The organism is Enterovibrio sp. FF113, from assembly GCF_041439165.1.
Classification (GTDB): domain Bacteria; phylum Pseudomonadota; class Gammaproteobacteria; order Enterobacterales; family Vibrionaceae; genus Enterovibrio; species Enterovibrio norvegicus_A.
In genome coordinates this window covers 1-1,334 of the sequence record NZ_JBGONO010000053.1, presented here as the reverse complement: position 1 = coordinate 1,334, position 1,334 = coordinate 1, and the positions used below count along the sequence as shown (strand labels likewise).

The following is a 1,334-nucleotide window of genomic DNA, read 5'->3' as shown; positions in this document are numbered from 1 at the left end:
CTCAGCAACAGCTCAAAACCTACTTCGTGAACCTTATCGGAACCCACTCCTGGAGTACCGTCAAACTCGACCGCAATGGCTTGCAGTTCTTCTATCGCTACACCCTTAATAAGCAATGGCAATGGCTCGATATCGTTAAGCCGCCTCAGGTCAAACGCTTGCCCGATATCTTAACCCCTAGAGAGGTCGGCTTACTCATCACCTTCACCCAACAACCTCGCTACCAACGCTTCTTCTATACCTTGTATTGTCTGGGGTTACGCCTGGGGGAAGGACTTCGATTGTCAGTACCAGATATCGACAGTGACCAACATCAGGTGCATGTGCGCAATGCCAAGGGCGGCAAAGACCGCTTAGTGCCGCTGCCCGATAAGACACTCACGGTCTTACGCCTGCACTGGTCTACCCATCGCCATCCCACCTTGCTCTTTCCGGGTGTCGGCAATGATGCCCACATGGACGGCGGTGGGGTGCAAAAAGCCATGAAGCAAGTCTGTCGTGACGCGAAGATCAACAAGGCCATTAGCCCACACTCATTACGCCATTGTTATGCCACCCATCTGCTCGAGCGTGGGTTGGATTTACGATCATTACAACACCTACTGGGTCACGCCAGTCTGAATACCACCGCACGCTACACACAACTCACTGAGATGAAACAAGCTGAGGTGCATCAGGCTGTCAATCAACTGGCAACGGGACTGACGATACTGTGGGAGGACGCATGAGCACCTTTCTTTCCTTGCTCAATCATCATGGCGCTGAACTCGAGCCGAGGCGCCTTAACCCAGATATCTCTCGTGCCATCATGGCCATGTCTCGCTGCCGAACAGGGGCATTAGGCCACGTGCAATGGGGTTGTCAGGGGTGTCACCATGATGACCGAACGCCGCTATCTTGTGGGCACCGTCATTGTCCGCAGTGTCAACACACCAACACCATGCAATGGCTGGCTCGGCAAGAGGCGAAGTTATTGCCGACACACTATTTTATGATCACTTTCACCGTGCCTGCCGAACTCAGAAAAATGGCTATCACACACGCGAGGTGTTTGTATTCGCTGATGTTCTCTGTTGCTGCGTCCGTGCTCAAGGATTTTGCCCAACGCAAAAATGGCGGTGACAGTGGCTTTACGCTGGTGCTTCATACCCATAATCGACGACGGGATATCCACCCACACCTGCATGCCATTGTGCCTGCCGGTTTTTATCACCCCCGCCGCAAGCAGTGGCACAACGGCAACAAGCAGTTCCTTTACTCTCACAGGGCATTGGCATCAGTCTGGCGAGCAAGGTTACTGACCGCGATTCACGCACACCCCTTGTTGTCGTTAC

Annotated in this window: 2 protein-coding genes; both read left to right on the top strand. The window is 53.3% G+C overall.

Going from position 1 to position 1,334, the window contains the following annotated elements:
* On the top strand, positions 1-728 hold a 728-nt coding region (locus ACED36_RS22060; RefSeq protein WP_371733826.1), incomplete at its 5' end, for a tyrosine-type recombinase/integrase.
* A partial coding sequence (locus tag ACED36_RS22055) for a transposase zinc-binding domain-containing protein (protein WP_371733825.1) occupies positions 725-1,334 on the top strand: 610 nt, incomplete at its 3' end. The genes ACED36_RS22060 and ACED36_RS22055, both read left to right, overlap by 4 nt.